This is a genomic window from Pseudomonas sp. CBS, assembly GCF_024734645.1.
GTDB lineage: Bacteria > Pseudomonadota > Gammaproteobacteria > Pseudomonadales > Pseudomonadaceae > Aquipseudomonas.
Map to the genome: position 1 here is coordinate 3048047 of NZ_CP102929.1, position 17249 is coordinate 3065295.

Annotated in this window: 15 protein-coding genes; 10 read left to right on the plus strand and 5 right to left on the minus strand. The window is 59.3% G+C overall.

The window, feature by feature from the left end:
* Positions 1 to 3 precede the first annotated feature (3 nt).
* A complete protein-coding gene (locus NVB75_RS13895) occupies positions 4 to 606 on the minus strand; it encodes a peroxiredoxin (RefSeq protein ID WP_003172097.1) in 603 nt (200 codons plus the stop codon).
* 243 nt (positions 607 to 849) lie between these two features.
* Here NVB75_RS13895 and NVB75_RS13900 point away from each other — a divergent pair, with 243 nt between their 5' ends.
* The gene (locus NVB75_RS13900; RefSeq protein WP_003208706.1) at positions 850 to 1068 is read left to right on the plus strand and encodes a bacterioferritin-associated ferredoxin; all 219 of its coding nucleotides are present in this window, start codon (positions 850 to 852) and stop codon (positions 1066 to 1068) included.
* A gap of 200 nt (positions 1069 to 1268) precedes the next feature.
* Positions 1269 to 1739 carry a bacterioferritin gene (gene bfr / locus NVB75_RS13905; protein WP_258347642.1) on the plus strand — a complete coding sequence of 157 codons (471 nt, stop codon included), beginning with the start codon at positions 1269 to 1271 and terminating at the stop codon, positions 1737 to 1739.
* Between the two features lie 78 nt (positions 1740 to 1817).
* Here the strand turns inward: bfr and grxD are convergent, their stop codons facing one another.
* On the minus strand, positions 1818 to 2156 hold the full coding sequence (gene grxD, locus NVB75_RS13910; protein WP_034118308.1) for a Grx4 family monothiol glutaredoxin: 339 nt from the start codon (positions 2154 to 2156) through the stop codon (positions 1818 to 1820).
* A 99-nt stretch (positions 2157 to 2255) separates the two neighbouring features.
* A complete protein-coding gene (locus tag NVB75_RS13915; protein ID WP_258347645.1) occupies positions 2256 to 4352 on the minus strand; it encodes a molybdopterin oxidoreductase family protein in 2097 nt (698 codons plus the stop codon).
* 444 nt (positions 4353 to 4796) lie between these two features.
* On the opposite strand from NVB75_RS13915, the gene argF reads away from it, so the two are divergent.
* A complete protein-coding gene (argF, locus tag NVB75_RS13920; protein ID WP_258347647.1) occupies positions 4797 to 5717 on the plus strand; it encodes an ornithine carbamoyltransferase in 921 nt (306 codons plus the stop codon).
* Entirely contained in the window at positions 5714 to 6823 is a 1110-nt protein-coding gene (locus NVB75_RS13925; RefSeq protein WP_063027430.1) for an ABC transporter ATP-binding protein, read from the plus strand. Before argF ends, NVB75_RS13925 begins: the two co-directional genes overlap by 4 nt.
* 10 nt (positions 6824 to 6833) lie before the next feature.
* Here NVB75_RS13925 and ybaK read toward each other — a convergent pair whose 3' ends face one another.
* Entirely contained in the window at positions 6834 to 7304 is a 471-nt protein-coding gene (gene ybaK / locus NVB75_RS13930) for a Cys-tRNA(Pro) deacylase (protein ID WP_010170166.1), read from the minus strand.
* Between the two features lie 360 nt (positions 7305 to 7664).
* On the opposite strand from ybaK, the gene NVB75_RS13935 reads away from it, so the two are divergent.
* The 4 genes from NVB75_RS13935 to glpD all read left to right on the plus strand — a co-directional run bounded on the left by NVB75_RS13935 (position 7665) and on the right by glpD (position 12668).
* A complete protein-coding gene (locus tag NVB75_RS13935) occupies positions 7665 to 8519 on the plus strand; it encodes an MIP/aquaporin family protein (protein ID WP_076015422.1) in 855 nt (284 codons plus the stop codon).
* An 81-nt stretch (positions 8520 to 8600) separates the two neighbouring features.
* Complete coding sequence (gene glpK, locus NVB75_RS13940) at positions 8601 to 10106, plus strand: glycerol kinase GlpK (RefSeq protein WP_063027424.1); 1506 nt, start codon at positions 8601 to 8603, stop codon at positions 10104 to 10106.
* 94 nt (positions 10107 to 10200) lie between these two features.
* Positions 10201 to 10956, plus strand: coding sequence for a DeoR/GlpR family transcriptional regulator (locus NVB75_RS13945; protein ID WP_003208723.1), 756 nt, complete (start codon positions 10201 to 10203; stop codon positions 10954 to 10956).
* A 173-nt stretch (positions 10957 to 11129) separates the two neighbouring features.
* On the plus strand, positions 11130 to 12668 hold the full coding sequence (gene glpD / locus NVB75_RS13950) for a glycerol-3-phosphate dehydrogenase (protein WP_258347651.1): 1539 nt from the start codon (positions 11130 to 11132) through the stop codon (positions 12666 to 12668).
* A 48-nt stretch (positions 12669 to 12716) separates the two neighbouring features.
* Here glpD and NVB75_RS13955 read toward each other — a convergent pair whose 3' ends face one another.
* The gene (locus NVB75_RS13955; RefSeq protein ID WP_258347652.1) at positions 12717 to 13439 is read right to left on the minus strand and encodes a tetratricopeptide repeat protein; all 723 of its coding nucleotides are present in this window, start codon (positions 13437 to 13439) and stop codon (positions 12717 to 12719) included.
* 125 nt (positions 13440 to 13564) lie between these two features.
* Here NVB75_RS13955 and NVB75_RS13960 point away from each other — a divergent pair, with 125 nt between their 5' ends.
* Together NVB75_RS13960 and NVB75_RS13965 are read left to right on the plus strand one after the other, a co-directional pair.
* A complete protein-coding gene (locus NVB75_RS13960) occupies positions 13565 to 15889 on the plus strand; it encodes a TonB-dependent siderophore receptor (protein ID WP_258347654.1) in 2325 nt (774 codons plus the stop codon).
* A gap of 341 nt (positions 15890 to 16230) precedes the next feature.
* Positions 16231 to 17157 (plus strand): glutamate/aspartate ABC transporter substrate-binding protein, encoded by a 927-nt coding sequence (locus NVB75_RS13965; protein WP_258347656.1) that lies wholly within the window; start codon positions 16231 to 16233, stop codon positions 17155 to 17157.
* Positions 17158 to 17249: the final 92 nt, after the last annotated feature.

Here is a 17249-nt window from a genome sequence, read left to right on the forward strand (position 1 = left end):
GGCTTACAGCTTGCCAGCATTCTCGGTCAGGTAGGCCGCAACGCCTTCTGGCGAAGCGTTCATGCCTTTGTCGCCTTTTTTCCAGTTGGCAGGGCAAACTTCACCGTGCTCTTCGTGGAATTGCAGAGCGTCGACCAGGCGGATCAGCTCTTCCATGTTACGGCCCAGCGGCAGGTCGTTGATGATCTGCGAGCGCACAACGCCCTTGTCGTCGATCAGGAACGCGCCACGGAAAGCCACGCCGCCTTCGGACTCAACGTCATAGGCCTTGGCGATGTCGTGCTTCATGTCGGCAGCCATGGTGTATTTGACTTTGCCGATGCCGCCATCATTGATGGCGGTGTTGCGCCAGGCGTTGTGGGTGAAATGGGAGTCGATGGAAACGGCTACCACTTCAACGTTACGCGCCTTGAAATCGTCCATGCGGTGATCCAGAGCGATCAGCTCCGATGGGCAGACGAAGGTGAAGTCCAGCGGGTAGAAGAACACCAGGCCGTATTTGCCTTTGATGGCTTCAGACAGTTTGAAGCTGTCTACGATTTCGCCATTGCCGAGGACGGCGGGTACGTCGAAATCCGGGGCTTGTTTGCCGACGAGTACGCTCATTGGGTATCTCCTGATGGTGGTGACTTGAAGTAAAAGGATCCCTTCCAGTGTGCCGCGGGTAAACGACAGCCCTGTGACGGGATCACGCTTCGTGAAGACCGACCATCATACACGGCTCGGGAAAAAACCGTTCGTCAGTGGGTCATCAATCTGTTTCAAACTCCCACGAAACTACTTTGACAATCATTCTCGTTAACATTAAGATCCATCGCACTTAAGCCTTACCCGCGATGGTTCTCCCTTATGTATGTCTGCCTCTGCACTGGCGTCACCGACGGACAAATCCGCGAAGCAATCTACGAAGGTTGCTGCAGCTACAAGGAAGTACGTGAAACCACCGGCGTTGCCAGCCAATGCGGCAAATGCGCCTGCCTCGCCAAGCAAGTGGTAAGGGAAACCCTGACGCAGCTGCAAACTGCCCAGGCTGCGATCCCCTACTCAGCAGAATTTACACACGCTTAATTGGCGTGTTTTAAAGAACCGGACTTAGTGTCCGGTTTTTTTATGCCCGAAATTCAAACAGTTAGCGCCAAGACGCGGAACACAAACATTCTTATTCCGATTAATTTTCATTTATTATTCAATAACTTAGGTTTGACAGTAGTAAATGCGCAGCTCAAACTCCGCCTTATATACAGCTAATACAGGGCAGGACCCCAATCATGAAAGGCGACATCACAGTCATCCAGCAACTCAACAAAATCCTTGCCAATGAACTGGTCGCGATCAATCAGTACTTCCTGCATGCACGCATGTATGACGATTGGGGCCTGGAAAAGCTCGGCAAGCGTGAATACAAAGAATCCATCAAGGCCATGAAGGACGCCGACGCGCTGATCAAGCGCATCCTGTTCCTGGAAGGCCTGCCGAACGTGCAGGACCTGGGCAAGCTGAGCATCGGCGAGCATACTCAGGAAATGATCAACTGCGACCTGAACTTCGAGCGCAAGAGCCATACCGACCTCAAGGCCGCCATTGCGCATTGCGAAACCAAGAGCGACTTCGGCAGCCGTGAACTGCTGGAAGATATCCTTGAAGACCAGGAAGAACACATCGACTGGCTGGAAACCCAGATCGGCCTGATCGACAAAGTGACTATCGAGAATTATCTGCAATCGCAGATGGGTGAATAACCCTTAATTCCCGGCCACTAAAAAGCCCCGCTCTCTTTCGAGAAGCGGGGCTTTTTTATTGCCGCAGCCTAAAACCAATCAGGCTTCGGTCTTGGCAGCGGCTTTTTCTGCTGCGTCTTTGATCAGTGCCTGCAACGAACCATCAGCCGCCATCTCGGTGATGATGTCGCTACCGCCGACCAGCTCACCGGCAACCCACAGCTGCGGGAAAGTTGGCCAGTTGGCATACTTCGGCAGGTTGGCGCGGATTTCCGGGTTCTGCAGGATATCCACGTAGGCGAACTTCTCGCCACATTGCATGATTGCCTGGGAAGCCTTTGCGGAGAAGCCACACTGAGGCGCGTTAGGTGCGCCCTTCATGTAAAGCAGAATAGTGTTGTTGGCAATCTGCTCTTTGATCGTTTCGATGATATCCATGGAACACCTCGGCTGGAACTTTCCGACTCATGGGTCGGCACGGTGGCGCATTGTAACGCAAACCCTAGCATGACGCTCGGACTCCCCGACAGACAATCCTTACGCCGCCGCCACCTGCACCGGCACGCCGTTCAACGCCGCATTGCCCGACAGCTCGTCCAGTTGCCGCTCATCCGTCAGGTCATTCGCGCTCGCCCCCGGTTGCTCGCTGGCGATGGTCATCTGCACACCTGGACGGCCGTGACCCCAACCGTGGGGCAGGCTGACCACGCCGGGCATCATGTCCAGGCTGGCCATCACTTCTACTTCGATCATGCCGATCCGCGAACTGACCTGCACACGCTGGCCGTCACTCAACTGGCGATGCGCAAGGTCGTCCGGGTGCATCAACAACTGGTGACGGGGTTTGCCCTTCACCAGCCGGTGGTAGTTATGCATCCAGGAGTTGTTGCTGCGCACATGGCGACGGCCGATCAACAGCAACTCATTCACCTTTGGCACTGGCTGCGCGGCAAAGCGCACCAGGTCAGCGAGGATCACCGGCGGCGCAGCCTGCAAATGGCCGTTGGCGGTTTTCATGCGGCTCGTCAGGTTGGGCTTCAACGGCCCAAGGTCCAGACCGTGGGGGTGATCAGCCAGCGCGGCAATGGACAAGGTATCGCCATAAGGGCCGGCTCGCAGTCCAAAGTCGATCATCTGCGCAGGCGGCATGGTCGGCTTGAGCGTATTCCTCGTCTTCGCGGCAAACGCCTGGGCCAGGCCGACGAAGATTTCCCAGTCATGCAATGCGCCTTCAGGCTTTGGCAGGATGGCGCGATTGAAGCGGGTGACGTTGCGCACCGCGAACATATTGAAGGTGGTGTCGTAGTGGTCGTTTTCCAGCGCCGAGGTGGACGGCAGGATCAGGTCGGCATAACGCGTGGTTTCGTTGATATACAGGTCGACGCTGACCATGAACTCCAGGCCATCCAGCGCCTGTTCCAGCTGCCGCCCGTTAGGCGTGGACAGCACCGGATTGCCCGCCACCGTCACCAGCGCACGGATTTGTCCTTCGCCCTCGGTGAGCATTTCTTCAGCCAGTGCCGACACCGGCAGCTCGCCACCGTACTCCGGTCGCCCGGAAACCCGGCTCTGCCAGCGATTGAAGTGCCCACCGGAGGTGGAAGCCACCAGGTCGACTGCCGGCGTGGTGCACAAGGCACCGCCCACTCGATCCAGATTGCCAGTGACCAGGTTGATCAGCTGCACCAGCCAATGACACAGCGTGCCGAACGCCTGGGTCGACACGCCCATGCGGCCATAACACACGGCCGTTTCAGCCGCCGCAAAGTCCCGGGCCAACTGGCGGATCTGCTCGGCGGGCACCGCGCATTGACGGCTCATGGCCTCGGCAGTGAATCCGGCCACGGCGTGGCGCACTTCATCCAGGCCGTCGACCGGCAGGTGACTGTCACGGGTCAGGTTCTCGGCGAACAGCGTATTAAGCAAACCGAACAACAACGCGGCATCGCCGCCCGGGCGTACAAACAAGTGCTGATCGGCTATGGCTGCCGTCTCGCTGCGACGCGGGTCAACCACTACGACTTTGCCGCCCCGGGCCTGGATGGCCTTCAGGCGCTTTTCCACATCCGGCACGGTCATGATGCTGCCGTTGGATGCCAGCGGGTTGCCGCCGAGGATCAGCATGAAGTCGGTATGGTCGATGTCCGGGATCGGCAGCAGCAGACCGTGGCCGTACATCAGGTGACTGGTGAGGTGGTGGGGTAACTGATCCACCGACGTGGCGGAAAAGCGGTTGCGGGTCTTGAGCTGGCCCAGGAAGTAATTGCTGTGGGTCATCAGGCCATAATTGTGCACGCTCGGATTGCCCTGATACACCGCCACCGCATTCTGCCCGTGGCGTGCCTGGATGCCCGCGAGGCGCTCGGCTACAAGCGCAAAGGCGTCGTCCCACGGGATAGGCTGCCATTCGCTGCCCACCCGCAACATGGGCTGGTGCAGGCGGTCCGGGTCGTTCTGGATGTCCTGCAGGGCCACGGCCTTGGGGCAGATATGGCCACGGCTGAATGTATCCAGGGGATCGCCCTTGATCGAGGTGATCGCCAGGCTTCCGTCTTCGCCCTGGGTGGTTTCCAGTGTCAGGCCGCAGATGGCTTCGCACAGATGGCAGGCACGGTGGTGGAGAGTCTTGGTCATGGCCAGTCTCTTTATTGTGGGCTGAGCGCTTCGGACGAAAACTATGGCCCGCGGCCGGCAGCAGCGCCAGCAACGTTCGTCGCGTGAATCCAACGGCATCAGGCCGGGCCATGAGGAAACATCATGAAATGTTTCAGCGCCCTCCGAGAGCCCTCTGAAACCGACGCGCCCCGGCCTGCGCCCGCCTTCTCGCATTGCAATGTGGCGCAGCGCCAGTGTACAAATGACCCGCTGCTGTCAGGAAACAGGCTTCAAAAGCGCCCTCCCCGCGTCCTTGAACTCCCCTAAAAACTGTAGCCCTATTGGTAAGACGCGACATTTAATTATAAGATCGCGCCTTCCCCTATTTCGTCGCCCCGTGCGGCTTTCGCCGCAGGTCTCGCCCGTTTTCAAAATAAACAAGGCTTTGAGTATCTGCGGTCTGTTGCAAAAAGGTAGTTAATGATGAGCGCAAGGCACTTTCTCTCCCTGATGGATTGCACGCCCGAAGAGCTGGTCAGCGTGCTCCGTCGAGGCATTGAGCTTAAAGACCTGCGTAACCGCGGCGTACTGTTCGAGCCTCTGAAAAACCGCGTGCTCGGGATGATTTTCGAGAAGTCGTCCACCCGCACCCGTGTGTCTTTCGAAGCCGGCATGATCCAGCTCGGCGGCCAGGCCATCTTCCTGTCGCCTCGGGATACCCAACTGGGCCGCGGCGAGCCCATCAGCGATTGCGCGATCGTGATGTCGAGCATGCTGGATGCGGTGATGATCCGTACCTTCGCCCACAGCACCCTGACCGAATTTGCCGCCAACTCCCGAGTGCCCGTGATCAACGGCCTGTCCGATGATCTGCACCCGTGCCAGTTGCTGGCCGACATGCAAACCTTCCTCGAACAGCGCGGTTCGATCCAGGGCAAGACCGTGGCCTGGATCGGCGACGGCAACAACATGTGCAACAGCTATATAGAAGCGGCGATCCAGTTCGACTTCCAATTGCGCGTTGCCTGCCCTGAAGGCTATGAGCCGGACGCCAAGTTCCTGGCCCAGGCCGGCGACCGCGTGACCATCGTTCGCGACCCGCGTGAGGCCATCATCGGCGCGCATCTGGTGAGTACCGACGTCTGGACCTCCATGGGCCAGGAAGAAGAAACCGCCAAGCGCCTCAAGCTGTTCGCACCGTTCCAGGTCAACCGCGCACTGCTCGACCTGGCCGCGCCGGACGTGCTGTTCATGCACTGCCTGCCCGCCCACCGTGGCGAAGAAATCAGCCTCGACCTGCTGGACGACCCACGTTCGGTGGCCTGGGCTCAGGCAGAAAACCGCCTGCACGCGCAAAAAGCGCTGCTGGAGTTTTTGGTTGCGCCGGCGTACCGCCCTGCATGAGCCAGCCTTTACTGCTGAATCTACGCAATCTGGCATGCGGTTATCAGGACCAACGGGTGGTGCAGAACCTCAACCTGCACCTCAACGCCGGTGACATCGGTTGCCTGCTGGGCTCATCGGGTTGCGGCAAGACCACCACCCTGCGAGCGATTGCCGGCTTTGAGCCGGTACACGAAGGTGAGATCAGCCTGGCGGGCGAAGTCATCTCCAGCGCCGGTTTCACACTGGCCCCGGAGAAACGCCGGATCGGCATGGTGTTCCAGGACTACGCGCTGTTTCCACACCTCAGCGTGGCCGACAACATCGCCTTCGGCATTCGCAAGCACCCGCAAAAAGAGCGTGTGGTCGCCGAATTGCTGGAACTGGTGAACCTGAAGAACCTCGGCAAGCGCTTCCCCCATGAGCTTTCCGGCGGCCAGCAACAGCGCGTCGCCCTGGCCCGCGCGTTGGCGCCGGAGCCGCAATTGCTGCTCCTGGACGAACCCTTCTCCAACCTCGACGGCGAACTGCGGCGCAAGCTCAGCCATGAGGTGCGCGACATCCTCAAAGCTCGTGGCACCAGTGCAATTCTGGTGACCCACGACCAGGAAGAAGCCTTCGCGGTGAGCGACCATGTCGGTGTATTCAAGGAGGGTCGCCTGGAGCAGTGGGATACTCCCTACAACCTGTACCACGAACCGCTGACACCCTTTGTCGCCAGCTTCATTGGCCAGGGTTACTTCATTCGCGGGCAGTTGAACACGCCGGAATCGGTCACCACCGAACTGGGCGAGTTGCGCGGTAATCGTGCCTACACCTGGCCCACGGGCGGCGCGGTGGATGTGTTGTTGCGCCCGGACGACATTGTTTATGCACCGGACAGCGCCTTGAAAGCGCGGATTGTCGGCAAGACATTCCTTGGTGCATCAACCCTGTATCGCCTGCAATTGCCCACCGGTGCGCAGCTGGAATCGATCTTCCCCAGCCACGCCGATCACTTGGTCGGTGCTGATGTAGGCATTCGCGTGGCAGCCGAACACCTGGTGTTGTTCCAGGCCTCAGGCAGCACAGCGGCGCACATTCCCCACGTTGAGTCAGGCGTTCGTCGCTACAGCACGGCCACCTGACCTCAGAACATCACGCCCGGCCAATTTCCGCGAACTTGGCCTGGGTGTGCTCGGCCAGCACCGCCGCTGCCAACTCCACCTCAAGCCCCCTTCTTCCCGCACTGATAAAAATTGTCGGAAACGACTGCGCCGTCACGTCGACAAAAGTGCGCAGGCGTTTCTTCTGCCCCAGCGGGCTGATGCCGCCCAGCAAGTAACCGGTGGCCCGTTGCGCCGCAGCCGGGTCTGCCATCTCGACCTTTTTCACCCCCGCCGCCTGCGCCAACGCTTTTAAATCCAAACTTCCGACGACCGGCACAACGGCCACCAGCAACTCAGCTTTTTCACTGCTGGCCAGCAGGGTCTTGAACACCTGCGCCGGATCAAGACCCAATTTTTCCGCGGCCTCCAGACCATAAGACGCTGCCTTGGGGTCATGTTCGTAACTGTGGATTCGATGTTCGGCACGAACTTTTTTCAACAGATCCAATGCGGGCGTCATGCGGGCTCCAGGCTTGGCAAAAAGGTGAAAAAACAGACCGCCAATTCTAGGCCAACGGAAGGCAAAAGGCTCTAGTCCGAAGCCCTGTGCCACGACCTCGCGTGCTCCTTTTCTGCCACTCCCGGCGCTCACGCCACGATCATTCACCACACCAATAATTACAAAATGACCGATCGTTCACTTTCGACCTTTGACAGCCGTCATTCTTGTCTATATTTTTTCGTTTACGAATACTGTAGGAATACACCTGCGGATTCACAGCAGTAAGCCGCGAAGAGGATGGGGATCCTCGCCACGGTGAAAATCGCCGATTGCCCGATGCGGCAAAACGCCAGACAACAACAAAAACAGAGGTTTTCCATGACAACTGCTCTTCAACAGCCTTCACTCTCAAGCCAATGCATGGCCGAATTCCTGGGCACTGCGTTGCTGATCTTCTTCGGTACCGGATGTGTTGCTGCGCTCAAGGTCGCGGGTGCCAGCTTTGGCTTGTGGGAAATCAGTATCATCTGGGGGATCGGCGTCAGCATGGCGATCTACCTGAGCGCCGGGATTTCCGGGGCTCACCTCAATCCAGCCGTCAGTATCGCCCTGTGCATTTTTGCCGATTTCGACAAGCGCAAACTGCCGTTCTACATCATCGCCCAGGTCGCCGGCGCCTTCTGCTCGGCCGCGTTGGTTTACACGCTCTACAGCAACCTGTTTTTCGATTACGAACAAACCCACCACATGATTCGCGGCACACAGGCCAGCCTGGAATTGGCCTCGGTGTTCTCCACCTATCCGCATCCGCTGCTGGGCACGGCCCAGGCGTTCCTGGTGGAAATGGTCATTACCGCGATCCTGATGGGCGTGATCATGGCCCTGACCGATGACAACAACGGCTTGCCCCGCGGCCCGTTGGCACCGCTGCTGATTGGTTTGCTGATCGCCGTGATCGGCAGCGCCATGGGCCCGCTGACCGGCTTTGCGATGAACCCGGCCCGTGACTTCGGTCCCAAACTGATGACCTTTTTCGCCGGTTGGGGTGAAATGGCCTTCACCGGCGGGCGCGACATTCCTTATTTCCTGATTCCGATCTTTGCACCGATTGTCGGTGCCTGCCTCGGTGCTGCCGCGTATCGCGGGCTGATTGCCCGTCACCTGCCGAGCGCCGCACCTGCTACAACTGATGCAACCGAAGCGGCCGCCAGCGGCAAAACCCGTACTTCCTGATGCGATAGCCTGGGCCGTACTGCCCTTTTGCGGCCCAGGCTGTTTACTTGACTCCCCTATTCTCCGTCCAAGGCAATCGACATGACCGACATTCAGAATAAGAACTACATCATTGCCCTCGATCAGGGCACCACCAGTTCCCGGGCGATCATCTTTGATCGTGACGCCAACGTGGTCTGCACCGCCCAGCGTGAATTCACTCAGCATTACCCGCAAGCCGGCTGGGTCGAACATGACCCGATGGAAATTTTCGCCACCCAGAGCGCGGTGATGGTCGAGGCCCTGGCACAAGCCGGCCTGCACCATGACCAGGTCGCGGCCATCGGCATCACCAACCAGCGTGAAACCACCGTGGTCTGGGACAAGATCACCGGCCGCCCGATCTACAACGCGATCGTCTGGCAATGCCGCCGCAGCACCGAGATCTGCCAGCAGCTCAAGCGCGATGGCCACGAGCAATACATCAACGACACCACTGGCCTGGTCACAGACCCGTACTTCTCTGGCACCAAGCTCAAGTGGATCCTCGACAACGTCGAAGGCAGCCGCGAACGTGCACGTAACGGCGAGCTGCTGTTCGGCACCATCGATAGCTGGCTGATCTGGAAATTTACCGGCGGCAAAACCCACGTCACCGACTACACCAACGCCTCGCGCACCATGCTCTTCAACATCCACACCCTCGAGTGGGATTCGAAGATGCTGGAGATTCTCGACGTGCCGCGCGAAATGCTGCCGGAAGTGAAGTCTTCCTCGGAAATCTACGGCCGCACCAAAAGTGGCATCGCCATCGGCGGTATTGCCGGTGACCAGCAGGCGGCGCTGTTCGGCCAAATGTGCGTAGAACCGGGCCAGGCGAAAAACACCTACGGCACCGGCTGCTTCCTGCTGATGAACACCGGCGACAAGGCCGTGAAATCCAAGCACGGCATGCTCACCACCATCGCGTGCGGTCCCCGTGGCGAAGTGGCCTACGCCCTGGAAGGCGCCGTGTTCAACGGCGGTTCCACCGTGCAATGGCTGCGTGACGAGCTGAAGATCATCGCCGATGCCACCGACACCGAATACTTCGCCGGCAAGGTCAAGGACAGCAACGGCGTGTACCTGGTACCGGCCTTCACCGGCCTGGGCGCTCCCTACTGGGACCCGTATGCCCGTGGTGCGCTGTTCGGCCTGACCCGCGGCGTACGCGTGGACCACATCATTCGTGCCGCCCTGGAGTCAATTGCCTACCAGACCCGCGACGTACTCGACGCGATGCAGCAGGATTCCGGCGAACGCCTCAAATCCCTGCGGGTAGACGGTGGCGCAGTTGCCAACAACTTCCTGATGCAATTCCAGGCCGACATCCTCGGCACCCAGGTTGAGCGCCCGCAAATGCGCGAAACCACGGCATTGGGCGCCGCTTACCTGGCCGGCCTGGCGTGCGGCTTCTGGGGCAGCCTGGACGAGTTGCGTGGCAAGGCCGTGATCGAGCGCCAATTCGAACCGCAACTGGAAGAAGCGGCGAAAGAAAAACTCTACGCCGGCTGGCAGAAAGCGGTCAGCCGCACCCGCGACTGGGAACCCCACGAAGGCGCTGAATAAGCCAAGCGCCGGACCCACATAGGGTTGTAACTGGCAGGGAGCAGATTCCTGCGTCATCATGGGCCACTTTTTACGGCAGCCCAAAGGACGCACCATGAATCTGCCTCCCCGCCAGCAACAAATCCTCGAACTGGTTCGCGAACGCGGCTATGTGAGTATCGAGGAAATGGCGCAGCTCTTCGTTGTCACCCCGCAAACCATCCGCCGCGATATCAATCAACTGGCGGAAGCCAATCTGTTGCGCCGCTACCACGGCGGCGCAGCCTATGACTCCAGCGTTGAAAACACCGCCTACGCCATGCGGGCCGACCAGATGCGCGACGAGAAACAGCGCATCGGCGAAGCCATCGCCGCGCAAATCCCCGATCACGCCTCGCTTTTCATCAACATCGGTACCACCACCGAATCGATTGCCCGCGCGCTGCTTAACCACAGCCACCTGAAAATCATCACCAATAACCTCAACGTCGCCATGATGCTGAGTGCCAAAGACGACTTCGACGTACTCCTGACCGGCGGCAACGTGCGCCGTGACGGCGGCGTGGTAGGCCAGGCCAGCGTCGACTTTATCAACCAGTTCAAGGTCGATTTTGCCCTGGTGGGCATCAGCGGCATCGATGAAGACGGCAGCCTGTTGGACTTCGATTACCAGGAAGTACGGGTTTCCCAGGCGATCATTGCCAATGCGCGCAAGGTGATCCTGGCGGCGGACTCCAGCAAATTCGGGCGCAACGCCATGATTCGCCTGGGACCCATCAGTTTGATTGATTGTTTAGTCACCGATCAGCAGCCGGTCCCGGCACTGGTGCAGTTGCTGAATCAGCACAAGATTCGGCTGGAAGTGGTGTAAGCTTATACAGGGGGTGTCCTGCCCCCTGATGTTCACAAATTTTCCTTTCTTCGCCCTTCGATCAGTATTTTCAATCGAAGCGGGCTGGCTGTGCCTGCGTTTATGAGCTACCATTTTCGCAAATGAACATTTATGTTCGAATTCCAATACGAAAAAGATTGCGAGGCCAGCCGATGAACCCTTCTACCTTGCCTGCCCCACCGCTTGCCGAAGTCTATGACGTCGCCGTTATCGGTGGCGGGATCAATGGCGTCGGGATTGCAGCAGACGCAGCCGGTCGCGGTTTGTCGGTATTCCTTTGCGAAAAGGACGACCTGGCCAGCCACACATCCTCCGCCAGCAGCAAGCTGATCCACGGCGGCCTGCGTTACCTCGAACATTACGAATTCCGCCTGGTGCGTGAAGCCCTGGCTGAGCGTGAAGTGCTGCTGGCCAAGGCCCCGCACATCGTCAAGCAGATGCGCTTTGTGTTGCCACACCGCCCGCACCTGCGCCCGGCGTGGATGATTCGCGCCGGCCTGTTCCTGTATGACCACCTGGGCAAGCGGGAAAAACTCGAGGGTTCCAAGAGCCTCAAATTCGGCCCCGACAGCCCGCTGAAAAGCGAAATCACCAAAGGCTTCGAATACTCCGATTGCTGGGTCGATGACGCCCGCCTTGTAGTACTCAACGCCATGGCCGCGCGGGAAAAGGGTGCGCATATCCACACCCAGACCCGTTGCGTCAGCGCGCACCGCAGCCAGGGCCTGTGGGAAATGAACATGGAACGCGCCGACGGCAGCCTGTTCTCGATCCGCGCCCGGGCCCTGGTGAACGCAGCCGGCCCGTGGGTCGCCAAGTTCATCAAGGATGACTTGAAGCTGGATTCGCCTTATGGCATCCGCCTGATCCAGGGCAGCCACCTGATCGTGCCGAAGCTGTATGAAGGCGCCCACGCGCACATCCTGCAGAACGAAGACCAGCGCATTGTCTTCACCATTCCGTACCTGAATCACCTGACCATCATCGGCACCACCGACCGCGAATACACCGGCGACCCGGCGAAAGTGGCGATTACCGAAGGTGAAACCGACTACATGCTCAACGTGGTCAACGCGCACTTCAAGAAGCAGCTGAGCCGCGATGACATCGTGCACACCTATTCCGGCGTGCGCCCGCTGTGCAACGACGAATCCGACAACCCGTCGGCCGTGACCCGCGACTACACCCTGGCGCTGTCGGGCACCTCGGGCGAGGCACCGTTGCTGTCGGTGTTCGGCGGCAAGCTGACCACTTACCGCAAGCTGGCTGAATCGGCGATGGCGCAACTGGCACCGTACTTCACACAGATGCGCCCAAGCTGGACGGCCACGGCCACCCTGCCCGGCGGCGAAAACATGAGCACGCCAGAAGCCCTGGCGGATGCGATTCGCAGCAAGTACGACTGGGTGCCGAGCGAAATTGCCCGTCGCTGGTCCACCACTTATGGCAGCCGCACCTGGCGCCTGCTGGAAGGCGTGCAGTCGCTGGCAGACATGGGCGATCACCTTGGTGGCGGCCTGTACACCCGCGAAGTCGACTACCTGTGCGCTGAAGAATGGGCGACGCAGCCCCAGGACATCCTGTGGCGCCGCAGCAAGCTGGGCCTGTTCACCACGCCGGAAGAACAGGAAAAGGTGCAGCGCTACCTGTCCAAGGTCGAGCACAATCGCGGCAAGATCGAAGCCGCTTAATCGACCCGCTGTAAAAAAGCCCCTGCGCCGAAAGGTCCAGGGGCTTTTTCATGCCTGGAGATGGCGCTGATAACGCAGGCCCATTTCACGAATACCGCTGAAGGCAGAGCCCAGCAACACGGGATAAGCCGCCTGCAAAAAGCCCGGCGTGGCCGTCGCGAGCGCCCGCTCCAACCACAGGCAGGCCTGCACTTCGTCGCCGTCGTGAGCCAACTCCGCAGCATGGTTGTATTGCCCGCGGAAATCCCCGGCCTCGGCTGAACGGTGATACCACCGGCGCGCCAGTTGAACATCCTTGGGCACCACCACGCCTTCATGGTGGAACCGCCCCAACAGGTTCATCGACTTGGCGTGCCCCTTGGTCGCAGCCTGGCGAAACAGCTCATACGCCGCGACAAGATCACGCTCCACACCACGGCCACGCGTCAGCAACTGGCCGTAGTTATACAGCCCCCAATCCAGCCCCAGATCGGCAGCCTTGCGGTAATGCCGCGCACTGTCTTCCAAATCGACTTCGCAGCCCCAGCCATTCTCCAGGCAGCGCCCGATCATGTTGATCGCCATGGGGTGGCGCTGCCGGGCGGCGATGCGAAACCAGCTCAATGCCAGGGCCTCATCCTTCTGCACGCCACGGCCGTCAAGCAGCAGCTGGGCCAGCGTCGCCTGTGCATCGGCATCACCCAATTGGGCGGCATGCATCACCCACCGCACATAGGCGCGCGGATTTTCACCGATGTCGGACGGCTCGCTGCCTGGCTGTGCGCTCTGCATTCCTGCCCCGAATAGCGATCAAGGACCGCAAAAAGTTTCATGATTTATTTGGTTACAAAGTATTACATTTGAGATCGCTTATCAATTACGATCGCATCTCACTAACACCCACAAGAGATAACTCAATGACTACCGGGATCAGTTCTGCCCCCCTTTCATCGCGGCATTTGCTCGCGTCGGCAGTGGGTTTGGCAGTGGCTGCGCAAGGAGGATTCAGTTACGCGGCGGAGACCGCACCAGATGACAACACAGGCGTCATTCAGCTCGGCGCGACCAGCATCGAAGGTCAGGCCCCAAGCCAGAGCGTCTACAACCCTGTGGCGCCTTCTTCCCCCAAGTACACCGAGCCATTGCGCGACACGCCGCAGACCATCACGGTAGTGCCCAAGGAAGTCATCCATGACCAAAACCTGCTGACCTTGCGCGATGTGCTGAGCACCGTGCCAGGCATCACCTTCGGTGCCGGCGAGGGCGGCAGCGGATATGGCGACAGCATCAACCTGCGCGGCTTCTCCGCCAGCGGCGACATCTACGTGGACGGTGTGCGCGACAGCGCGCAATACAGCCGCACCGACCCCTTCAACCTGGAACAGGTCGAAGTCGTCAGCGGCGCGAGTTCGGTGTATTCCGGTTCCGGTGCGGTCGGCGGCACCATCAATCTGGTGAGCAAACAGCCAGAATTGCGCGACAAAACCACCATCAGTGCAGGTATCGGCACCGATAATTACAAGCGCACCACCCTCGACACCAACCAGCTGCTCAACGACACCACGGCGTTCCGCCTGAACCTGATGGCCCATGGTAACGATGTGCCGGGGCGCGATTATGAGGATTACGAACGCTGGGGCATCGCGCCGTCTATCGCGTTTGGCCTGGGCACACCGACCCGCGTCACGGTCAGTTACGAGCACCAGAAAGACGACAACACGCCGCAATACGGGATTCCGATCTACAACGGCAAGCCGATGCCAGGCGTGGGCTGGAGCGATTTCTACGGCTACCACAACATCAACGAGCAACAAACCACCTCGGACGCGTTCAGCCTGAAGCTCGAGCATGATTTCAACGACGCCGTGTCCGTGCGTAACTTCACCCGCGTCGAGCGCGTTCGCCAGGACCTGCGCGCCTCGGGCCCCGAAGGTGCGCAGGCCGGCTGCCTCGCCAGCGGCACCCAGATCACGGGCGCGCCTTGCGCTGCAGGCCTCAAGCCGGGCTATTTCCAGCCAAGCGGTGGCTCACTGGGTAACGAGCGCAACACTCAGAACAAAATGTTCACCAACCAGACCGACGTCACCAGCCACTTCAGCACCGGTTTCATCGACCACACGCTGATGACCGGTATCGCCATCAGCCGTGAGGAATACGAGGCGGATACCGGAAAATGGCTGACCAACAGCAACGGCAGCACCATCGTCCCGCCACCGGTCAGCTACAGCGATCCGAACTCCGAATGGACCGGCCCGGTCAATTTCACCCGGGCGGCCCACGTCGATGGCGCGCTGAACAACCGCGCTGCCTATGCCTTCGACACGCTCAAACTCAACCCACAGTGGGAAATCAACGGCGGTTTGCGTTACGAGCACAACGCCGGCAGCTCGGTGACCAATGCCTACTCCAGCACCGGTGTGGAAACGCCCGGCACTCGTTACGGCCAGGCGGATGACCTGACGTCCTACCGCCTGGCCCTGGTCTATAAACCGGCGGAAAACGGCAGCTTCTATATCGCCTACGGCAACAGCAAGACGCCGTCCCAAGCCAGCGTCAATGGGAGTTGCTACACACCGGCCAAAAGCTCCAGCGTGGCTACCAACAACTGCAACGTGGACCCTGAAACCGCCGTCAGCTATGAGATCGGCACCAAGTGGGACCTGCTCGACAATGCCCTGTCGCTGACAGGTGCGATCTTCCGCAATGACCGTACCAACTACAAAGTCGCCGATAACGACCCGAGCAACCTCAGCGGCACGCAAACCCTCGACGGCAAGGCTCGCGCCGATGGTGTGGCCCTGGGCCTCAGTGGCCAGCTTACTGACCGCTGGAAGGTCTTCGCCAACTACACCTACCTGAACACCCGTGTGCTGCGCAGCGCCAGCGATTACACCCTGGCGACCACCGGCCTCGACGTGCAGAAAGGTGAGCCGCTGACCTTCACCCCCAAACATGCCGCCAGCCTCTGGACGGTGTACGACCTGCCCCATGACTTCCAGGTGGGCTATGGCATCACGGCGCAAACCAAGCAGTACCTGGCCAGCGCCGCCGGGGCACCGACTTCGCCTGGCTACGCGGTGCAGCGCGCGATGCTCGGCTACAAGGTCAACAAACAGCTGAACCTGCAACTGAACGTCAACAACCTGTTCAACAAGGACTACCTCACCCGCATCCGTAACAACGGTTGGGCGGTACCCGGCGATGGTCGCGCCGCGGTTGTCTCGGCCGACTACACGTTCTGACGAAAAATCCACACTAAGACGCCCCGGGGAGCCACGCTCCCGGGGCTTTTTTTATGGGCGACATCAACGTATCCAGGCATTCGGATTTCCGAACGCTGTATACCAACCTATTCGGTTTGCCGGATCGCGCTAACGCAAATTCTTCGTCATACAAAGTTAATCTCCATATATATCATGCGCTTAACCTTTTATTACTGGTCTGGCACGACTCATGCTCTACACTCGTACGCGATTGCCTGAGGCGCCTCAGGAGCCGTCATGGGCATTCGCAGTACTGTTTATATAAAAACGTGGCCGTACCAACCGGTCTCATAAAAAAAACAAATGTCGAGGAAGTATTGATGCGCATCGTTCCCCATATCTTGGGCGCAGCTATCGCTGCTGCTCTGATCAGCACTCCAGTTTTCGCCGCCGAACTCACCGGCACACTGAAGAAAATCAACGACTCCGGCACCATCACTCTCGCTCACCGCGACAGCTCCATTCCGTTTTCCTATATCGCGGATGGTTCGGGCAAGCCAGTGGGCTACTCCCACGACATTCAGTTGGCCGTCGTCGAGCAACTGAAAAAAGACCTGAACAAACCCGACCTGAAGGCCAAGTACAACCTGGTCACCTCGCAAACCCGTATCCCGTTGATCCAGAACGGCACCGCGGACCTCGAGTGCGGCTCCACCACCAACAACGCCGAACGCGCCCAGCAAGTCGATTTCACCGTCAACATCTTCGAAATCGGCACCCGTCTGCTGGTCAAGAAAGACAAGGATGGCAAGCCGTCCTATAGCGATTTCGCTGACCTGAAAGGCAAGAACGTCGTGACCACCGCTGGCACCACGTCCGAGCGCATCATCAAAGCGATGAACGCCGACAAGCAGATGGGCATGAACGTCATCTCCGCCAAAGACCACGGCGAATCCTTCCAGATGCTGGAAAGCGGCCGCGCCGTAGCTTTCATGATGGACGACGCCCTGCTGGCCGGTGAAGAAGCCAAGGCCAAGAAGCCGGATGACTGGGTCATCACCGGTACCCCGCAGTCCTTCGAAGCCTACGCCTGCATGGTTCGTAAAGACGACCCGGCCTTCAAGAAGGCTGTGGATGACGCCATCGTTGCCCTGTACAAATCCGGCGAAATCAACAAGATCTACAGCAAGTGGTTCGAAAGCCCGATCCCACCAAAAGGCCTGAACCTGAACTTCCCGATGAGCGAAAAGGTGAAGGAGCTGATCGCCAACCCAAGCGACAAACCAGCGCCTGACGTAAAAATCTGATACCTGACTAAGCTTATCTCCTGAGGGAGCCAACCCTCCCTCAGGCGTCTGTTACTACCTGCTGGCTTTAATTTTGGAACACTCGACCTGGC

What these genes read in the sequence shown, in the direction of transcription:
- NVB75_RS13895 (WP_003172097.1), bottom strand. Translation starts at nt 606, where the DNA reads ATGAGCGTACTCGTCGGCAAACAAGCCCCGGATTTCGACGTACCCGCC.
- NVB75_RS13900 (WP_003208706.1), top strand. Translation starts at nt 850, where the DNA reads ATGTATGTCTGCCTCTGCACTGGCGTCACCGACGGACAAATCCGCGAA.
- bfr (WP_258347642.1), top strand. Translation starts at nt 1,269, where the DNA reads ATGAAAGGCGACATCACAGTCATCCAGCAACTCAACAAAATCCTTGCC.
- grxD (WP_034118308.1), bottom strand. Translation starts at nt 2,156, where the DNA reads ATGGATATCATCGAAACGATCAAAGAGCAGATTGCCAACAACACTATT.
- NVB75_RS13915 (WP_258347645.1), bottom strand. Translation starts at nt 4,352, where the DNA reads ATGACCAAGACTCTCCACCACCGTGCCTGCCATCTGTGCGAAGCCATC.
- argF (WP_258347647.1), top strand. Translation starts at nt 4,797, where the DNA reads ATGAGCGCAAGGCACTTTCTCTCCCTGATGGATTGCACGCCCGAAGAG.
- NVB75_RS13925 (WP_063027430.1), top strand. Translation starts at nt 5,714, where the DNA reads ATGAGCCAGCCTTTACTGCTGAATCTACGCAATCTGGCATGCGGTTAT.
- ybaK (WP_010170166.1), bottom strand. Translation starts at nt 7,304, where the DNA reads ATGACGCCCGCATTGGATCTGTTGAAAAAAGTTCGTGCCGAACATCGA.
- NVB75_RS13935 (WP_076015422.1), top strand. Translation starts at nt 7,665, where the DNA reads ATGACAACTGCTCTTCAACAGCCTTCACTCTCAAGCCAATGCATGGCC.
- glpK (WP_063027424.1), top strand. Translation starts at nt 8,601, where the DNA reads ATGACCGACATTCAGAATAAGAACTACATCATTGCCCTCGATCAGGGC.
- NVB75_RS13945 (WP_003208723.1), top strand. Translation starts at nt 10,201, where the DNA reads ATGAATCTGCCTCCCCGCCAGCAACAAATCCTCGAACTGGTTCGCGAA.
- glpD (WP_258347651.1), top strand. Translation starts at nt 11,130, where the DNA reads ATGAACCCTTCTACCTTGCCTGCCCCACCGCTTGCCGAAGTCTATGAC.
- NVB75_RS13955 (WP_258347652.1), bottom strand. Translation starts at nt 13,439, where the DNA reads ATGCAGAGCGCACAGCCAGGCAGCGAGCCGTCCGACATCGGTGAAAAT.
- NVB75_RS13960 (WP_258347654.1), top strand. Translation starts at nt 13,565, where the DNA reads ATGACTACCGGGATCAGTTCTGCCCCCCTTTCATCGCGGCATTTGCTC.
- NVB75_RS13965 (WP_258347656.1), top strand. Translation starts at nt 16,231, where the DNA reads ATGCGCATCGTTCCCCATATCTTGGGCGCAGCTATCGCTGCTGCTCTG.